16 protein-coding genes and 2 pseudogenes are annotated in these 16,216 nt (G+C 34.4%); 6 read left to right on the forward strand and 12 right to left on the reverse strand.

Annotated features, from left to right (window positions below):
• Positions 1-419: 419 nt before the first annotated feature.
• Together SD427_RS14440 and SD427_RS14445 are read right to left on the reverse strand one after the other, a co-directional pair.
• The gene (locus SD427_RS14440; RefSeq protein ID WP_320558506.1) at positions 420-1,616 is read right to left on the reverse strand and encodes a helix-turn-helix transcriptional regulator; all 1,197 of its coding nucleotides are present in this window, start codon (positions 1,614-1,616) and stop codon (positions 420-422) included.
• 303 nt (positions 1,617-1,919) lie between these two features.
• A pseudogene (locus SD427_RS14445) lies at positions 1,920-2,757 on the reverse strand (IS5 family transposase).
• A 203-nt stretch (positions 2,758-2,960) separates the two neighbouring features.
• Here SD427_RS14445 and SD427_RS14450 point away from each other — a divergent pair.
• From SD427_RS14450 to SD427_RS14465, 4 genes are read left to right on the forward strand one after another with little or no spacing between them, the layout of a single operon-like run.
• Positions 2,961-3,941: an NAD(P)H-binding protein gene (locus tag SD427_RS14450; protein ID WP_320558507.1), complete on the forward strand. Its 981-nt coding sequence runs from the start codon at positions 2,961-2,963 to the stop codon at positions 3,939-3,941.
• A 41-nt stretch (positions 3,942-3,982) separates the two neighbouring features.
• A complete protein-coding gene (locus SD427_RS14455; RefSeq protein WP_320558508.1) occupies positions 3,983-4,393 on the forward strand; it encodes a DUF2147 domain-containing protein in 411 nt (136 codons plus the stop codon).
• 30 nt (positions 4,394-4,423) lie between these two features.
• Entirely contained in the window at positions 4,424-5,344 is a 921-nt protein-coding gene (locus tag SD427_RS14460) for a helix-turn-helix transcriptional regulator (RefSeq protein WP_320558509.1), read from the forward strand.
• Between the two features lie 21 nt (positions 5,345-5,365).
• Positions 5,366-6,136 (forward strand): hypothetical protein, encoded by a 771-nt coding sequence (locus SD427_RS14465; protein ID WP_320558510.1) that lies wholly within the window; start codon positions 5,366-5,368, stop codon positions 6,134-6,136.
• A 354-nt stretch (positions 6,137-6,490) separates the two neighbouring features.
• On the opposite strand, the gene SD427_RS14470 is transcribed toward SD427_RS14465, so the two are convergent.
• On the reverse strand, positions 6,491-7,105 hold the full coding sequence (locus SD427_RS14470) for a hypothetical protein (RefSeq protein ID WP_320558511.1): 615 nt from the start codon (positions 7,103-7,105) through the stop codon (positions 6,491-6,493).
• Between the two features lie 366 nt (positions 7,106-7,471).
• On the opposite strand from SD427_RS14470, the gene SD427_RS19105 reads away from it, so the two are divergent.
• Entirely contained in the window at positions 7,472-7,585 is a 114-nt protein-coding gene (locus tag SD427_RS19105; RefSeq protein ID WP_414017728.1) for a hypothetical protein, read from the forward strand.
• Positions 7,586-8,132: 547 nt separating this feature from the next.
• Here the strand turns inward: SD427_RS19105 and SD427_RS14480 are convergent.
• The gene (locus tag SD427_RS14480) at positions 8,133-9,704 is read right to left on the reverse strand and encodes a T9SS type A sorting domain-containing protein (protein ID WP_320558512.1); all 1,572 of its coding nucleotides are present in this window, start codon (positions 9,702-9,704) and stop codon (positions 8,133-8,135) included.
• Between the two features lie 200 nt (positions 9,705-9,904).
• Between SD427_RS14480 and SD427_RS14485 the strand changes: the two are divergent.
• A pseudogene (locus SD427_RS14485) lies at positions 9,905-11,088 on the forward strand (IS3 family transposase).
• A gap of 18 nt (positions 11,089-11,106) precedes the next feature.
• Here SD427_RS14485 and SD427_RS14490 read toward each other — a convergent pair.
• The 8 genes from SD427_RS14490 to SD427_RS14525 form a co-directional block, all read right to left on the reverse strand.
• A complete protein-coding gene (locus tag SD427_RS14490; protein WP_320558513.1) occupies positions 11,107-11,466 on the reverse strand; it encodes a hypothetical protein in 360 nt (119 codons plus the stop codon).
• A gap of 40 nt (positions 11,467-11,506) precedes the next feature.
• Positions 11,507-11,866: a hypothetical protein gene (locus SD427_RS14495; protein ID WP_320558514.1), complete on the reverse strand. Its 360-nt coding sequence runs from the start codon at positions 11,864-11,866 to the stop codon at positions 11,507-11,509.
• Positions 11,867-11,897: 31 nt separating this feature from the next.
• Positions 11,898-12,899: an RHS repeat-associated core domain-containing protein gene (locus tag SD427_RS14500; RefSeq protein ID WP_320558515.1), complete on the reverse strand. Its 1,002-nt coding sequence runs from the start codon at positions 12,897-12,899 to the stop codon at positions 11,898-11,900.
• Positions 12,900-13,038: 139 nt separating this feature from the next.
• Positions 13,039-13,566 carry a hypothetical protein gene (locus SD427_RS14505; protein WP_320558516.1) on the reverse strand — a complete coding sequence of 176 codons (528 nt, stop codon included), beginning with the start codon at positions 13,564-13,566 and terminating at the stop codon, positions 13,039-13,041.
• A 1-nt stretch (position 13,567) separates the two neighbouring features.
• Entirely contained in the window at positions 13,568-14,014 is a 447-nt protein-coding gene (locus tag SD427_RS14510; protein ID WP_320558517.1) for a hypothetical protein, read from the reverse strand.
• A gap of 11 nt (positions 14,015-14,025) precedes the next feature.
• Positions 14,026-14,490 (reverse strand): RHS repeat-associated core domain-containing protein, encoded by a 465-nt coding sequence (locus SD427_RS14515; RefSeq protein WP_320558518.1) that lies wholly within the window; start codon positions 14,488-14,490, stop codon positions 14,026-14,028.
• A 64-nt stretch (positions 14,491-14,554) separates the two neighbouring features.
• Positions 14,555-14,791 (reverse strand): hypothetical protein, encoded by a 237-nt coding sequence (locus SD427_RS14520; protein ID WP_320558519.1) that lies wholly within the window; start codon positions 14,789-14,791, stop codon positions 14,555-14,557.
• Positions 14,792-15,851: 1,060 nt separating this feature from the next.
• On the reverse strand, positions 15,852-16,214 hold the full coding sequence (locus SD427_RS14525; RefSeq protein WP_320558520.1) for a hypothetical protein: 363 nt from the start codon (positions 16,212-16,214) through the stop codon (positions 15,852-15,854).
• Positions 16,215-16,216: the final 2 nt, after the last annotated feature.

Below are 16,216 nucleotides of genomic sequence, written 5' to 3' on the forward strand. Positions count from 1 at the left end.
AATCATTTTCTGATGTTTTACCTAAAGAATTATATAATTCTGCTATGCCGTTCCGGGAATGCTGTAGATAAGTTTATCGGGATTTTATTTATTTGGAAAAACTGATTTAAGGTACTGTTTCCATCACTGATCTGATATCCTCTATTTTAAGCGGAAGTCCATTCAGGAAGCAAATCTTAATTGCTTTCCAGAATTTTATTTTAAAAATCAGCATTAATATGTTGTTTTATTCTCTCTGCAAAACAACTTATTTTATTTAAGAATTAAAGCGGCAGCAGGTACGAAAAAAGTACAGTCCTGACATCATACAGGTATGAAAAAAGGATAGTTCAGAAAACTATCCTTTAGGAGGCGTGACATAATAAAAGAAGAAAAAAAACACTAAACACCTATAAATCAAGTATGCTTTTTTGTAAAACTCAATTTATATCTTTTAAATCTTTCCTTGTTTTAATATTCAGGGCTTCATATATGCTTTTTATATGGTATTTGACTGTACTTTCGGTAATATTAAATTCGCACCCGATTTCCTTATTGCTTTTTCCATCCTTCATCATCTCTAACATCAAAAGCTGTTTTTTATTTAATTTTTTGTTTAATTCGATTCCGCGGTTTTTTTCTGCCTGATGATTGACTAATATTTGCTTCATTGACTCGATTTCGTTAAGATATACCATATTATTTTTTTTAGCGGCCAAAGCGTACTTAACAATAAAATATATGATAATACAGAGAACCAAGATGGCTAATAAATAGGATATCGTTATAACGGAAACAGACTTCCTGGCCTCCCTCTCAATCTGCCGTGCTTTAAGATCGCGGTTGAGATGTAGAGACTGAAGGTTTTCCGAAGGTTTATACAGTTTATTTAATGAATCAAACTTCTTAGTGAATTTCAGCACCTTATAAGGATCATTCTTTTCTTTATAAAAATTCATCATTACTTCAGCAAGGTAAATTTCATACTTCAGGATTTTACATTGTTTAGCATTGCCTACTCCCATATGATAATACTGCAGTGCCTTAGCTTCGTCATGTAAAGAAAAGTAAAGCTGTATCTGCTTTCCGTAAACTATAGGTAAATCACAGATACTGTTTTTTTTCATCAATAATGCTGTCCTTCTGTAATAATCTTCGGCTTTTTTAAAATTTTTATCCCTGTAATGGATATATCCCTCCTGCATCAGGATTTTTGCTTTATCGTCAGGAGACAGGTTGCTGTAATTATGACTGGAAATTAACTGCATAATTTTTTCGGCCTTTTTATAATCCTGGGTATCAAAATATGCAAACGCGAACTGTGCATTAATTTCATTATAGGCTTCTGCCAATTTATTTTCTTTTGCTATGGTATTGGCGTTTGACAGATAATATTTCACAGAAGTGTAATCCTGCAGCCGTTTGTAGGTTTGCGAAAGCAAAATATTGATTTCTATTTTATCTCCGGGAGACACCTGGTTATTTTCAAGCAGATTTAAAAGAGTATCCTGTGATTTTTTATATTGAAGATTATTATTGTAATCATAAATCTGTTCGGATAATTTATCAATTTTCAATTCCTGAGCATACATTGACTGGATGAAAAATATTAAAATTGAGAACGAATACAGATTCATTATAGATATTTATTTTTTGCAAAAATAGTGATAAGCAATCACAAATGATCATTGATATAACTTTATTGCTATGATAAAATTAAGGGTATTTTACTGTAAATATATTTAATTATTGCCAGGCTTTATATAGACAGTGAAGAAGCACATCAGTAATTCTAAAGCAACCGTTTTTTTAATCCTTCACTATTTAGAAAAAGTGACCTTATAAAAATCGCTTTTATTAATAAACTCTTTGAGCAAAATAGAAAACAGCCTAAAAGGCTGTCAACACTAAGATGAAAATACTCTATGAATAAAGTGAACTTATTTAAACTTTTTGCCTTTCCTCAATTTGATCACAATGAATGCGATGTAATTTAAAGCTTTCCAACTCATTACTGTAGTGTCATGCCTGTTAAGGATTGATTTGAAGCTATCAAGCCAGGCAGTGGTTCTTTCAATAGAATATCTTTCTTTATAAAGTTGCTGATCGAAATAAATATCATCATCCATTGTTTTGTTCCTTTTATTTCTGGCAAAGTTCGGGATAATGCCGTATTGAAAGCATAATGCTCTGAGCTGACGGCAATCAAAACCCGAATCTGCATTCATAAATAAACCATCTACATTAATTTCTGAATCCTTAAGCACAGAAATCACTTCGTTAAAATGAGTATTGATATCATAAGTATCATGATGACTGCCAGCTTCAGGCCCGCTCATAGCCATGGGAATACCGTTTTGTCTGTCAGGTATAATGAATTCGTTGTTTTTCTTTTTTCCCTGCCCTGATAACTCACTTTTTCTCCGCCTTTAGTGCAGGGCGTATGGCTGCCATCAAAATTAACATGAGACAAATCCATCTTTATCCTCCTGGATTTCATCAGTTCGGTCCATATTTTTTCCCAGACACTCATTTTACTCCATTTTCTGAAATGATAATACACACTACACTGCTCCAGCTGTAATCCAAGTCAGGAATAAGACTTCTTACAGGAAGCATATACCACTGAAGACCGGTTTTAAGTTTATACAGAATAGTATTAACGATCGCAAGAGTAGAGACCCTGGGTTCAAAACCTCTCTTATTTTTCGGAATATATTTTACTATTTCAAATTCTATTATATCTTTGTCAAGTACTTCGTACACAGACTGGGAAATTTAAGTTGTTTTGCAATTACAATATCTTAAATCCCAGCCTTTTTTCCCAATAAAAAGTTTAAATGACTTCATTGTTCTTAATAAGTAAAATCAAATTGTTTTTTCTGAATGTATTAGTTTTTGAACACAAGAAACGTGGATTTGAACACGTGCTATGAATGAAATTCACTGAAATTTGCTTCATCATTAAATGGTAAATTAAGATGAAAATAATTGTGACAGGTTCCTTAGGAAATATCAGCAGGCCGTTGGTGATGCAATTGGTTAACCAAGGACATCAGGTTACCGTGATCAGCAGTTCGGCCGCTAGGAAGGCAGAAATAGAGCAGTTGGGAGCACAAGCTGCTATCGGGGAAGTAGAGGATGGTATTTTTCTAACCAAAATTTTTGAAGGTCATGATGCTGCCTACTGTATGATGCCGCCCTTTAACTTTTTTGGGAAACAGAATCTTGATTATCAGGAACAGGCATTCAACATCAGTACGAATTACGTTCAGGCGATTCAAAAAGCAGGTATCAAAAAAGTAATTCACCTGAGTAGTGTTGGTGCCAAAAAACCAGCCGGGGCAGGGGTCTTGGTTTTTCACTATATTGCAGAAAGTGTTTTTAAACAACTTCCTCCGGACGTAGCGGTTACCCATCTTCGTCCTGGATCTTTCGATTATAATTTGTACGCCTTTATGGAGATGATCAAGGGCAAAGGATTTTTGGAAGGGGTAATCGGTAAATTACTCTACCTTAAGCATTATGGTCTCAAAGGTCTTCTGAAAGGATATTCCGGAATTATATTATCAAATTATGGGGCAACCGATAAAATCGCCTGGGTATCGCCCATAGATATTGCATCCGCCATCGCAGAGGAATTTAATGCTCAACACAAAGGCAAAAGAATAAGATATGTTGCCAGTGAAGAACTCACATGCCAGGAAATAGCCGCTGTTTTGGGAAACGCTATCGGAAAGCCATACCTGAAATGGGTGCTGATCAGCGATGTCCAAATGAAGGACGCCTTTATAAAAATAGGGGCATCAGAAAAAATCGCGATAGAATTTACGGAAATGAATGTGGCGATGCATGATGGTAGTCTTTTTCAGGATTACTTTAAAAACAGACCAGCCCTGTTGGGCAGGGTGAAAATTAAAGATTTTGCGAAAGAATTCGCCTTAAAATATAAAGAGCAATGAGATATCTATTTCTAACCATTCTATTTCTTAATTTTTCAACAATGTTATTTTCACAATCAAAAGCCGATGATATTGTAGGTACTTGGTACAGTCCGGTAAAAGAAGGCAATGTGCAGATATTTAAAAATGGTAAAAACTATTCCGGCAAACTAACCTATTTGAAACATTCTACTGATCATGAAGGAGAACCTCTTTTAGACGTAAATAATCCTGACAAAGAAAAACGGAAAATGCCCCTGGTAGGAATTCTTTTATTAAAAGATATTACATTCGATGATAAAAAGAACAACTGGAAGGGAAAACTTTATGATTACGATGGGAACAAGGGCAATACCTACGATTCTTATCTTACCATTACCAAAAACGGCAGCCTGAATATTAAAGGCTTTTGGGGATTTTCTTTCTTCGGATTAAATCCCGGACTTACTTTAGACAAAGTTGATATGGAATAATCTTATATTTAAATCTTATAAGCAAATAGAATGAATGTGCAGCAGCCCTACAGGATAAAAACCATCAAAGAATATCATAACATACTGGGGATGGGTAATCCCGAACATCCAATGATAAGTGTGGTAGACCTTGCCGGAATAATACCTTACAAAAGTAAGGAAAGGATCAGGGTGATCTTTGATTTTTACATTATTTCACTCAAAAAGGTGGAGGCCGGTCATGTACAATACGGCTATGGGCAGCAAAAATATGATTTCGATGACGGTATTTTGTTCTTTATTTCACCCAAACAGATATTTTCATTTAAGGCGGATGATGATTTTAAGAGTTCAGGAAGTATGTTGCTCATCCATCCGGACTTTTTATGGGGAAATCCATTAGCTAAAACCATTAAAAAATATGAGTTTTTCAATTATGCGATAAACGAAGCGCTGTTTGTTTCCGAAAAAGAACAACTTGTATTGAACAGTTTTATCAAAAATATTGAGCAGGAATATCATTCACACATCGATAAATTCAGTGAGTCGATCATTATTTCTCAGATTGAATCATTCCTTAATTATTCCAATCGGTTTTATACGCGTCAGTTTCTTACACGTAAAATATGGGGAAGTCAGATCCTGGATAAGCTGGAAAAAATCCTTGACGACTATTTTGATGATGAAGACATGATCAATAAAGGATTGCCAACCGTACAATATATTGCCGGGCTTCTCAATTGTTCTCCCAACTATCTGAGTGGTACTTTAAAAACCCTGACCGGTCAGAATACCCAACAGCATATTCACGAGAAGATCATTGAAAAGGCAAAGGAAAAACTTTCGACCACTACGCTTACCATAGGCGAAATTGCTTTTGAACTTGGATTCGAGTATTCACAGTCTTTTAGTAAGTTGTTTAAAAGCAAGACAAATCTTTCCCCAGTTCAATTCCGGGAATCCTTCAATTAATTTTAAATTACTGCTTACCTGATGACCGCTTTTGTAGCATTATTGAAATCAAGAAATGAACACTTATTTTATTTTGGACTCCTGTGTCTATTAAGTGCAGTTTTACTATTGACAATATCAAAATTCAGCGATATACAGATCAATGGTGTGAACGTCTGGTACAAACCATTTAAATTTGCTCTGTCAATGGGAATATTTAGCTTGACTATGGGCTGGTATACAGGTTATCTTTCTTACAAATATATCCACATATACAATTGGTCATTGATTATCTTTCTGGGATTCGAGGTTTTTTACGTTGCACTTCAGGCTTCGCGAGGTCAGTTGTCCCATTATAATGTAAGTTCCACTTTATATACTTCATTGACTGTAGCAATGGCTATTGCAGCAATAGCGGCCACATTATATACAGGCTATATCGGCATCCTGTTTTGTACGGAAAGTTTTACCGGACTTCCAGATTACTATATTTGGGCTATTCGCTTAGGCATTTTTTTATTTGTAACATTTGCTTTGGAAGGAGCCATTATCGGTGCAAACGGTTCGCCCAGAGTTGGTGCCACGGATGGCGGAACAATACCTTTTCTAAACTGGAGTCTTAAATATGGCGATCTGCGTATCGCACACTTCGTAGGGATGCACGCTCTGCAGATATTACCATTGCTTGCTTTTTATTTGCTTAAAGATGTTAGGCTGGTTGTTTTGACAGGAATAATATACGGTTTACTGGCTTTGTTTTGTCTGATACAAGCTCTTAATTCTAAGGCATTATTATCGTTTTTTGAGAATTAAGCTTCAAATAAGTCATGCAATTTTTGTTGCAATAAATTTTTATCCGGAAGTTGAGTTCTATATTCTGAAACCATAGTAGGAGACAATCTTTGAATTGTTTTGAAAAATTTTCAGAATTTTTAATAGTAATTTTTCTTCTAAAATGATCTCCCCGAACCCTGATGAATTTAAAGTATAGGGTATGATTTCCATTTTTGCTCCGGAATTATTCTTGATGCTGTAATTCTACTCAATTGGCTGAACGAACGGCACAGTGATCGCATTTACTGCAGCTGTTCAGTAGTAAGATAGAAAAAAATAGTGCTGTTTTAATTTGATTTGATCTGATAATCATAGGATATGCCGGGTAATAAGTTAATTGACTTGTATAAACACGTCTCCTTCCCTTAGATTTGACATGGGGTTACTGTTTCCACAGGCTTCCCATACCATAGAATTAGCTCCTGAAATTGGATAATTCTGAAGTAAATTTTGTTTTTTTATTATATTTTGAAGTAAAAAAGTGTTACCAAAATAGATTGAAAAATCACCCGTCTCCTGAGGGATGAGCTTAACTTCATAACGAAACAGTTTTGATGTCTCATCTTCCGTTGCTGATGCGTATAAGTAAGAGTTAGGGCAATTTACGTAATTATCAATCTGAAAATCTTTGGATATTACTTTGAACATATTCAGCGCATACTGAAAATTATGAGTTGTTTTATCTTTTACTAATTTAGATACAGAAATCATAAATAGCGGGTTTCCCTGCAATCTGACCGAATCTTGTGAGGCCAAGTTCAGTCCGTTTATAGAAACTCGACCTCGAATTGTTATCGTATCGTTAATATGATATACTTTCGAATTATCTAAATACACTTTTATTTTATTTGGAATTTCCTCAACTTCATTATGAAAACCTGAACAGTCTGTAGACATGAGAAGGTGAAGACTGAAAATAAAAACCAGAACAGAATATATTTTTTTCATTTTTTTTGTTAAAAAACTATAAAAATTAATATGTCGTAATTATTTTTACGCATCTGTTTATTTTTAATGATTGCTAAATCATTGACTGCCTTTGATTCAAATAATTCCAAATAAAGGACTTATTAGCTTTATATTAGGAGACCTAATATGCCATATTTTTTGAATCATCGTTTTTTGAGACCTTACCATCAGGAATCGTTTGATGTTAAATGTAAATTTTCCTTTCCCTGATTTCAAGTTTATTTTGCTTTCAGAGTTTTTTAACGATTCTTATTACTGTTTCTATCCTCAATCCTGTCATAGAAACCAGTTGCTGTCTGGTGAGCAAACCTCCGTAACCTTTTCGGACTTGGCTTCCTGGCCTATATAGGGTTTATCATGTCTCTATTCATTATCTCTCTGGCATTTACACTATACATGAGGAATACCAGACACAGGCAAAAATCGGCATCTTCGTCGCCTCCATTGTGGGTGGTATAGTCGGATATATGATACTCAATAAAAAATCCCTCAAAAATGAGGGATAATTATTAGTTGACTCTAACGTCGCAAGATCTGCTCGTACAATAGCTTCCTGTTTGATGATAGCAGCAAATGTAATCGTTACTGGGACAATGCGATCCTCCACAAGCTGGTCCTGTTGGATCTGTTGGATTTGTTGGCTCTAAACCTACACCTCCCGCTGCAAAAGTTGATTTTAATTTTTCTCTCGTTAATTTTTTCATAGTAATTGTTTTAAATTCGATTTAAAGATAAGAACAATTCTCTAATTAATTATTTAAAATAAAATAAAAACTAAAATATAGTTTTGGATTATCGCCATACGTTCTCCAGATCGTTGTGCTTTTTCAGTACCTTTCTTTTATCCCGTTTCGACTTTATGAAAGTATCTTTTTGTGAGATTATATTAGCTATAAAATCTAAACAACAAGTATAATTAATTTATTTGTTAATTATTGTGATAGTAAGGCATCCTAAACATTCAGTAAATAATTTCTTAGAAATTCAGCACTTTAGCTCTTTCCAATTATCGCTTAATTAATTTTTTTGTGAAAACTTGATTATTTGATGTGTAACCTTTTAATAGATATTCTCCGTGAGCCATTAGTGACAAATCAATAGTTTTTGCTGATGCGATTTTCATGAGTAACTTTCCGTCCACCGAATACACCTCTATCTCTTTAAGTTGTTCAGAGAAATAAACAATATCTCTACTCGGATTGGGATAAACAGAAACTGAGTGAACAACTGCAGATTCTCCAATACTAAGCACTACATTGCTTAATTTATACAGAAGCAGATCATACACATTTTGGCTGTTAGAGGTTGAACTTCCGGCAACAACATACCCATTGCTGACCTCATAGATGTCTGTTGCATTATCTGAATTGATTCCTCCTAGTGATTTTTGCCAGATGATATTCCCAGTTGCATTTACTTTCAGTGTCCAGTAATCATAACCATCACCCCCAAAGTGTTCTGTTACATCGCCATCTGTAGAAGAGCTGTCCCCGGCAATGATATAACCACCATCCAAAGCAGGCTTTGCTGACATGGCAATATCAGATCCAGTTCCGCCATAACTTTTTTCCCATTGAATATTTCCTGAAACATCGGTTTTTACCAACCAAAAATCCGGTGCCGGATAAGGTTGAGTTACCCCAAAGTGAAAACTCACATCACCATCTCCAGAACTGCTTTCTCCGGCTAGAATAAGGCCTCCATCAGGAGTAATTTCTACCGAACCGGCTTTTTCATTATTACTGCCACCTACACTTTTTTGCCATTGAATATTGCCATTTATGTCCGTTTTGACGATCCATATATCTGAAGTGTATATGTCGCCGTGGTGACCGCTTGGTATATCTCCATCATTTGAATAGGAGTCTGCCGCAATAATATATCCTCCATCGGAGGTATGTTTTACATCTTTAATCATGTCATGGCTTCCGCCTCCATAAGACCTGCTCCACAAAACATTTCCGTTTGTATCGATTTTCATCAGCCAACCATCTGTGTAAGATAAGGAACCATGATGTCCACTGAGATCTCCGTCATTAGAATATGAGCTTCCGGCAATCAGATAATTACCGTCTGCTGTAAGAATTACAGCAGAGGTATAATCACTCAGTACACCGCCAAAACTCTTCTTCCACTGTACATTTCCTGAGCTGTCTAATTTTAACACCCAAGAATCCGAGCTGCCCGAAAATCCTTTGTGGTCTGTTACATCCCCATTATTTGACTCCGAGGTGCCTGCCAATATAAAACCGCCGTCAGGTGTCTGCTGTACACTGTAAGCGATATCATGCTCACTTCCTCCGAAACTTTTGGTCCATTGTATGTTTCCGGAACTGTCCGTTTTTAAAATCCAGAAATCAGCACGCGTCGTATTACCGTGATGGTTCATAAAAATGTTGCCGATGTAAAGAGAATATGTCTTTCCTGCAAAAACATATCCTCCGTCGCTGGTTATTTTCATATCATGGATCACTTCATGCTGTGTACCGCCGATATATTTGCTCCACTGGATAGACGGAACTTGACTTTTGTATACTGTAAAACTGATAAATAGGATAAGAATATAGATATGTCTCATAATTAACGACCGGATATTTGCAACCGTAAAAATAATCATTTTCCAACAATTCGAATTTAATTCGTAATATTAATTATTTTCTGCAGATTGTAATTGAATGTTGCTGCTTTGGCAATCTTAAACGTGTTTAGAGATTCGCTTTTAATTTTTATCTGGATCTACTTATTTAGCTTCCAGTAAAAGTTAAGCATAAAACCTTAATTTTACTTTATGAAACGAGAGCGAAAAACTACAATCCTGCTTTTAAGACCAAAGCCGTTCAATTGAGCAATGAGCGGAGTAATATCTCAGAACTCGCACGAGAACTGGGAATCGCAGTCACACTACTTTACAAATGGCGCAAAGAGTACGAAGAATTTGGGGAAGGTAGCTTTCCAGGGAATGGCAATTTAAAACTTACACCCGAACAGGAAAAAATCCACGAACTGGAGAAAAGACTCAAAGATGCAGAGCTGGAGCGTGATATATTAAAAAAAGCAATCGGCATCTTCTCCAAGAGCGGTCGATGAAATATAAATTCATAAAAGATAATGAATGTATATTCCCGATTGAAAAGATGTGCAATGTTTTAAAATTAAGTTCCAGCGGTTATTATAAATGGAAAAACAGACGCAGTAGCAGTAGACTGCTTTTGAAAGAAAAAATAAAAGATCAAATAACTTCAATTTATTTTTCATCAAAACAACGTTATGGAAGCCCTAGAATTACATTTGAGTTGAATTCTTTAGGATACAAAACATCCCGAATTACGGTGGCAAAATATATGAAGGAGTTAGGCTTAAGAAGTAAATTGAGCAGGAAATTTAAAGTTACCACCAACTCAAAACACAATTATCTGTTGGTGGAAAATGTTTTGGATAGGAACTTTACCGTTGCTGCGCCTTCTGAAGTTTGGGTTTCTGACATCACTTATATTCATACCAAAGAAGGATTTTTGTATTTGACAGCAGTTATTGATTTATACGACAGAAAGGTAATCGGATGGAGTTTGAGTGGCGGAATGAGTACCGAGGACACAAGCCTTGCAGCTTGGAAAATGGCTGTCAAAACTAGGAAAATAGTTGATGGATAATTTTTCATAGCGATAGAGGCGTTCAATATGCAAGCAAGAAATTTACAAATACTTTGGAATTTTATGGAATTACAAGAAGTATGAGCCGCAAAGGAAATTGTTGGGATAATGCAGTGGCGGAGAGTTTTTTTAAATCTTTGAAAGCGGAACTCATTTATGACAACAAACTTATTACAAAAGAACAAATGGAGTTGGAAGTTTTCGAATACATCGAAGTCTGGTACAACAAAAAAAAGACGACATGGTATCCTGAATTACCAAACAATAGAAGAATTTAACAATCAAAACAAAATTTATCAAAATGTAGCTTAACTGATACTGGAATTTTTATTAGCATATCCAATCATCCAAATACCGATGAATGGTATAGCTATGGTCAACGCTGAAAACCGATTTCAAACCCAATTCTTTTACAGATAAATACATTTCATCTATTGGATCACTTTCTGTAAGATAATCCCTTCCAATTTCTTCCATCACAGAATTAAAAACACACTCCCAATGTATTTTATTTATCTCATACTTTTCGACGATAAGACTTTTCGGATAGTTTTTAAATCCAGATAATTCTGATGCAAAACTCTTAACTTGTTCTAATTTTTCTAAATCATCGAAAAAGCCGAGAAGTTTACAACCCGTATGTGATTCATCTGTGTATATATGTTCTAAAGTGTATATAAAATACTTCATAATATCAATCTTTCTTTATAAGAGAAAGCCAATCTATAAATCACTTAATAAATAATTCAAGCTTTTTAGCAAGGATAAAGTCAGAATCGTCATCTGACTTTTTGTCGTCAGAAATATCAGGATCAAAACTTAAATAAATACAATCATCAATATGCAACAATTTAACATTTTCAACATTATAAAAATTATAAATATGAGTATAGTAAAATTTGAATTCTATAATATCGCTGAACAATAAGTTTATTTTTGAATAGTCACTCTTTCTAGAAAAGCCGCTAATGGTAATACTTATTTTTAACTCTCCTAACTCATCTTTATTGAGATTTATTTCTTCTATCTTTGTGCTTACTAATGAGTTTTCTTTGATAAAAACATTGCAAGCCGTAGTTGTTATTTCCATTGTATTTATTTTCTTATTCCGAAATCTCTAATTAATTCTCCTTTTTTAGGCGGTCTTCCTGGTTATCTCTCTCCTCTTCCAGTAGGATTATGAGGATTTGGTTTATAATCATGAATATGGTCATCCTGTTCATTTTTAGGATAGTTTTGACCATGTCCTTTATTAAATTCTTTTTGAACATTTCAGGCCCATATTTTTTAGATATTGTGCCTGGATCATTAGTCTCAACAGTATTCAGCTCCCCTTTATCTGGTATTCTATTTTTTCTCATTTTCCCTTCTTCTGGAACCTCCACATCATTTGCATCTGAATCCTCTTCTGCAGCATCCTCAGTTTTCAGATTCCTCATACCAACACCAGGATCAGCAATCGTTGTATGTTCCGGCAAAGGAGTATACCATTCTATTTTGGGTTGGGTAGCCAGTCTATATATTACATAAATACCAATAGCAGCCAAAAAAGCCCATCCGGCAGGATTTTTAGCATTAGCAAAACCTGCTGTAGCCGCAGCTGCCACTGTACCTGGGCTGCTGTTTTTTGACTGTACAAGTATTGAAACTTGAGTAATAACCGAACTGCCATCTTTGAAATCTCGCCACAAACCTCTCTTTGCGTCCCAATAAAACATCCCATCCGTATCTTCCCAAACCTGTCCGTCTTTTGTACCATCATTAATCGGAAAGGCAAACATCTCTCCAAACATGCCTATAGGATCATTATAAGAAATCGGATTATTCCAGACATAACTGTATAATTCATGGGTATACTGGCTTTTGGGGTCTATTGCATTCCATCGCGCAATATCAGGCATATACATCCTCGCTCCATAATCATACATACCGCTTTCAGTCTGCAGTTCCTTTCCGCTGTACTTGTACTGATATGAAGGATTTCCTGCCAGAGAGTTATAGCCTTCATGCTTCAAGCCAAACGGATAATAATTATTTTCTTCAAGAACTTCTGTGCTGTTGCCATTATTGAAATAACTTAACCTAACATTTCCCAGATGGTCCACATACTTGTAAATATACACCAGCGGGGGGATTTTAATGCAAGAAAATCGTATAAGTAAGTTTTGCTTTACTATATAACACAAAACTCACCGAAATTGCGGTGGGTTTTTTATTATTCCTCACGGATTACAAATCCGCGAGATTGAAGTGATTTCTATCTTATTTTATTTCTTTTTCAAACAAAATAGGAGGATCAAATTTTACTTCTTTTATAATTTTATTTTTAACCGTATCAAAAATAACTTCATCTTGTATATACTCATTTTTCCCATCGTGACCAAATGTATATATCGAATAAGGTTCTCCGGTATTATTATAAAAAATCCATGTTCCTCTTCTTAGATATAAATTCTTGTCTTTAAAATAATCACCTTCTCCTTCACTTGCTGTCTTTTTATTTTTATGATAAAATTTTGTTACATAATGATTAGGTTTTTTTGTTAGATAAGAATAAGACCGTGTTTTTCTGTCAGAATAATATTGGTACATTTTAACAATTACACCATTGTCATAAATTAATTCTGTATTCAATATTCCAGATTCGTATGTTTTTGATACAGTTATTTTTCCATGATTGTATATTATTTTTTGTACAATATTTCCTTGCTTCTTCTCTTCTGTAGTATATTCCTCTTTCTTGCAAGAATTTAGAAAAACAATTAAAATTAATAATATTGATATCCTCATTTTATTTTTTTGATTTCATGATACTATCTCGTTTTTCAATCATATTTGGATTGAAATTTTGATTGTAAAAAGATCCATTACGAGGATCATAGTACGTTGCTTTTTCAGATGCCTTCGGAATTTTAACATTTATCATTCTATCTTTACCATCAAGAGGGACTGATAGAGGAACTATAGTATCAGTTGATTTTTTTGAAGAATTTCCGAAAGGATTACCAATACCTTCTACATCAAGACCAAATTGGATAAAAGCATCCATAAAATTTTTATGGTCAAGTTTTGTATTTCTTCCGTAAAAACTAAATATTGTTGCAAACATATCGTTAGTTTCAATCTTATCTCCAGGCAAAACTTTTTTCATAGTATCGGGATCTGTCTCATTTACTCCACCGGTAAAAATTTGGAATGTTTCCTGGGTCCAAGTTGTCCAGGAACCTCCTAAAGACATTGGCAGTGCATCTACATTGCATTCATGGAAGATAGATCATCCGCAGCAAGCTTTGCTATAGAACCACCTTCATTTAATTGTGCATAAGCAGATTCTGCTCCTCCGTCTACACTTACATTTGCAAGAACTGTCCCATTCTTAGCAAACCCGTCTACACCTTTAATTTTTTGAGCTTGTTCAACCGTAGTAACATTGGCATCATATTGCCACTTTCCATCTTTCCTGATCCAATCACTTTCTGATCTTCCATCAGGATCAATAAATCTTATTGGATTATTTATAGCATAATTATAAGGTGTAAACCTTCTATTAATTTCAGCTAAAGGATCCACCACGCCCCATCTTCCAATATCCGGCATATACATCCTTGCCCCATAATCATACATTCCCTTCTCTTGCAGCTCCTTTCCATTGTACTTGTAATTCTTATAAGCCGATGGGCTGAAGAAAGAATTCCCGCTTTTCAGATGGTTCATCCCGAAAGGATAATAATCATTGGCATCTGTAATCTCAAGAACGCCTGCGCTGTTTCTTCCGAAACTAATCCTTGCTGAACTTCGTTCGTAGCCTTCGTAAAAGCTTCTCTTTTACTTGTATATCTAAATGGTCTTTGTATTGATAAATGTAATGATCTTTTTTGTAATCGTAATAGCCTTCTGCCGTCGGGAAAAACTGGAGATCAGCGTTTTTAAGGCTCATGGGTGTTAAGGCAATAGGGTTATTATCTATGGAATACGGCTGTCTTTCAAATGCTCTTGCCAATTCTGAATTTGCCATCAATGATTCAGATCCGCAACTTCCCAGTGGTAAAGGTGGATTTCTGGAGGAAAGATACTGGAAGCCATCTAGATAATCTGAGATCCTGATAGTGGTGATATAGCCTGTATACCAATCACAGTCGTTGCATTGGTTTTGCTGACTTTTACATTATAAGCACGAGCAAGATGCTCGCGTCAGCGTGGGAAGATAAAAATGCAATTTACCATATTATTGACGGGATGCTCACAAATCTAAATTTAAAGACTTCTTTATAAAAACGTAGCCGCTCTTTAAAACATACAAACGCTAACCATAACAGTTAGCGTTTCTATTTATTACCAGTCACGGATTGCAAATCCGCGAGATCGGGGTGCATAGGTTGACATGAAGGCACACAGGGTAAGTGCGCTCGTGTAGAGTTTTTTCATGCTTAGTATAATTTGAGTAATATGTTATCAATTTTTAAAACGCTGCAAAAGTATGGGTTTTAATTCACGATTGAAAGGTCTATACATATATTTAATGTGAATAGTATAAACTTTATTTTAAACAAAATCATAATGGAACAGAAAACTTTCTGTTATTTTTTTATAATACTAGGCAACAGCATCCATGATCGATAATAATAACTATTTGACACATGAATACTCCTATTTTCGAAAAAGCGAATAGGATGTATATAATTTTGATTTTACATGAAGTGATTTTAACAAATTGACCGAAAAGTTTGTTAATTAAGCTGGCTTTATTATGCCAGATCAACAAGCAGATAATTATGAAGAATAAAATTGAAATAGTATGAAACGGGATAAGAAAAGCTGGAGCATTATTAAGGAAGTTCATATATTCATATTTTGGAAATAAGAAACCAACTCAATTTGAGCTGGCTTCTTAATATTGTTTAGATAATAAATATGGATAAGGTTCCTATATAAGACGATTTTATTATGTTATAAACTATTATTTGTCAATTATCTGACGTTATTCACTGGAATTTTATTAACCTCTAATCTGTACCATACTTCCATAAATGTCTTTGAGTCGAAAGTATTAATTATCTGTCTGGACAAGTCTTAATTTATTTTATTATGCAAATATTCTGACTTTTTTCTAAAGTATAATAATGATTATATTTAATTATGGTTGAATCATTTAAAATGTACTCATTAGGAGATTCAACACCATGTTGTATTAAATCACTAACTGGAATTATTTTCAAAGAAGAACTTTTTCCTAATTTAATTTTTTTACAAGAATTAGAGTTATTTTCTTTAAATGCTTCTATAATATCGTTATTGTTTGCCATTAATAAGTATACTTCTTTATTTTCTTTAAAAGAGATTATTTTTCTTGTTATATTAACAGGTTTTGAACTAACAATTATATTGTTTGTCTGACAACTGTAAATACAGAAAAAAAATAATAAAACTATATTTTTCATAA

It is taken from the genome of Chryseobacterium sp. JJR-5R (assembly GCF_034047335.1).
Classification (GTDB): Bacteria; Bacteroidota; Bacteroidia; order Flavobacteriales; family Weeksellaceae; genus Chryseobacterium.

Coding starts and splice junctions, on each gene's coding strand:
- SD427_RS14465 (WP_320558510.1), top strand. CDS start 5,366: ATGACCGCTTTTGTAGCATTATTGAAATCAAGAAATGAACACTTATTT.
- SD427_RS14515 (WP_320558518.1), bottom strand. CDS start 14,490: ATGAACCATCTGAAAAGCGGGAATTCTTTCTTCAGCCCATCGGCTTAT.
- SD427_RS14495 (WP_320558514.1), bottom strand. CDS start 11,866: ATGGAAATAACAACTACGGCTTGCAATGTTTTTATCAAAGAAAACTCA.
- SD427_RS14455 (WP_320558508.1), top strand. CDS start 3,983: ATGTTATTTTCACAATCAAAAGCCGATGATATTGTAGGTACTTGGTAC.
- SD427_RS14520 (WP_320558519.1), bottom strand. CDS start 14,791: ATGGCAAATTCAGAATTGGCAAGAGCATTTGAAAGACAGCCGTATTCC.
- SD427_RS14505 (WP_320558516.1), bottom strand. CDS start 13,566: ATGAGGATATCAATATTATTAATTTTAATTGTTTTTCTAAATTCTTGC.
- SD427_RS14460 (WP_320558509.1), top strand. CDS start 4,424: ATGAATGTGCAGCAGCCCTACAGGATAAAAACCATCAAAGAATATCAT.
- SD427_RS14480 (WP_320558512.1), bottom strand. CDS start 9,704: ATGAGACATATCTATATTCTTATCCTATTTATCAGTTTTACAGTATAC.
- SD427_RS14525 (WP_320558520.1), bottom strand. CDS start 16,214: ATGAAAAATATAGTTTTATTATTTTTTTTCTGTATTTACAGTTGTCAG.
- SD427_RS14470 (WP_320558511.1), bottom strand. CDS start 7,105: ATGAAAAAAATATATTCTGTTCTGGTTTTTATTTTCAGTCTTCACCTT.
- SD427_RS14450 (WP_320558507.1), top strand. CDS start 2,961: ATGAAAATAATTGTGACAGGTTCCTTAGGAAATATCAGCAGGCCGTTG.
- SD427_RS14490 (WP_320558513.1), bottom strand. CDS start 11,466: ATGAAGTATTTTATATACACTTTAGAACATATATACACAGATGAATCA.
- SD427_RS14440 (WP_320558506.1), bottom strand. CDS start 1,616: ATGAATCTGTATTCGTTCTCAATTTTAATATTTTTCATCCAGTCAATG.
- SD427_RS14510 (WP_320558517.1), bottom strand. CDS start 14,014: ATGTCTTTAGGAGGTTCCTGGACAACTTGGACCCAGGAAACATTCCAA.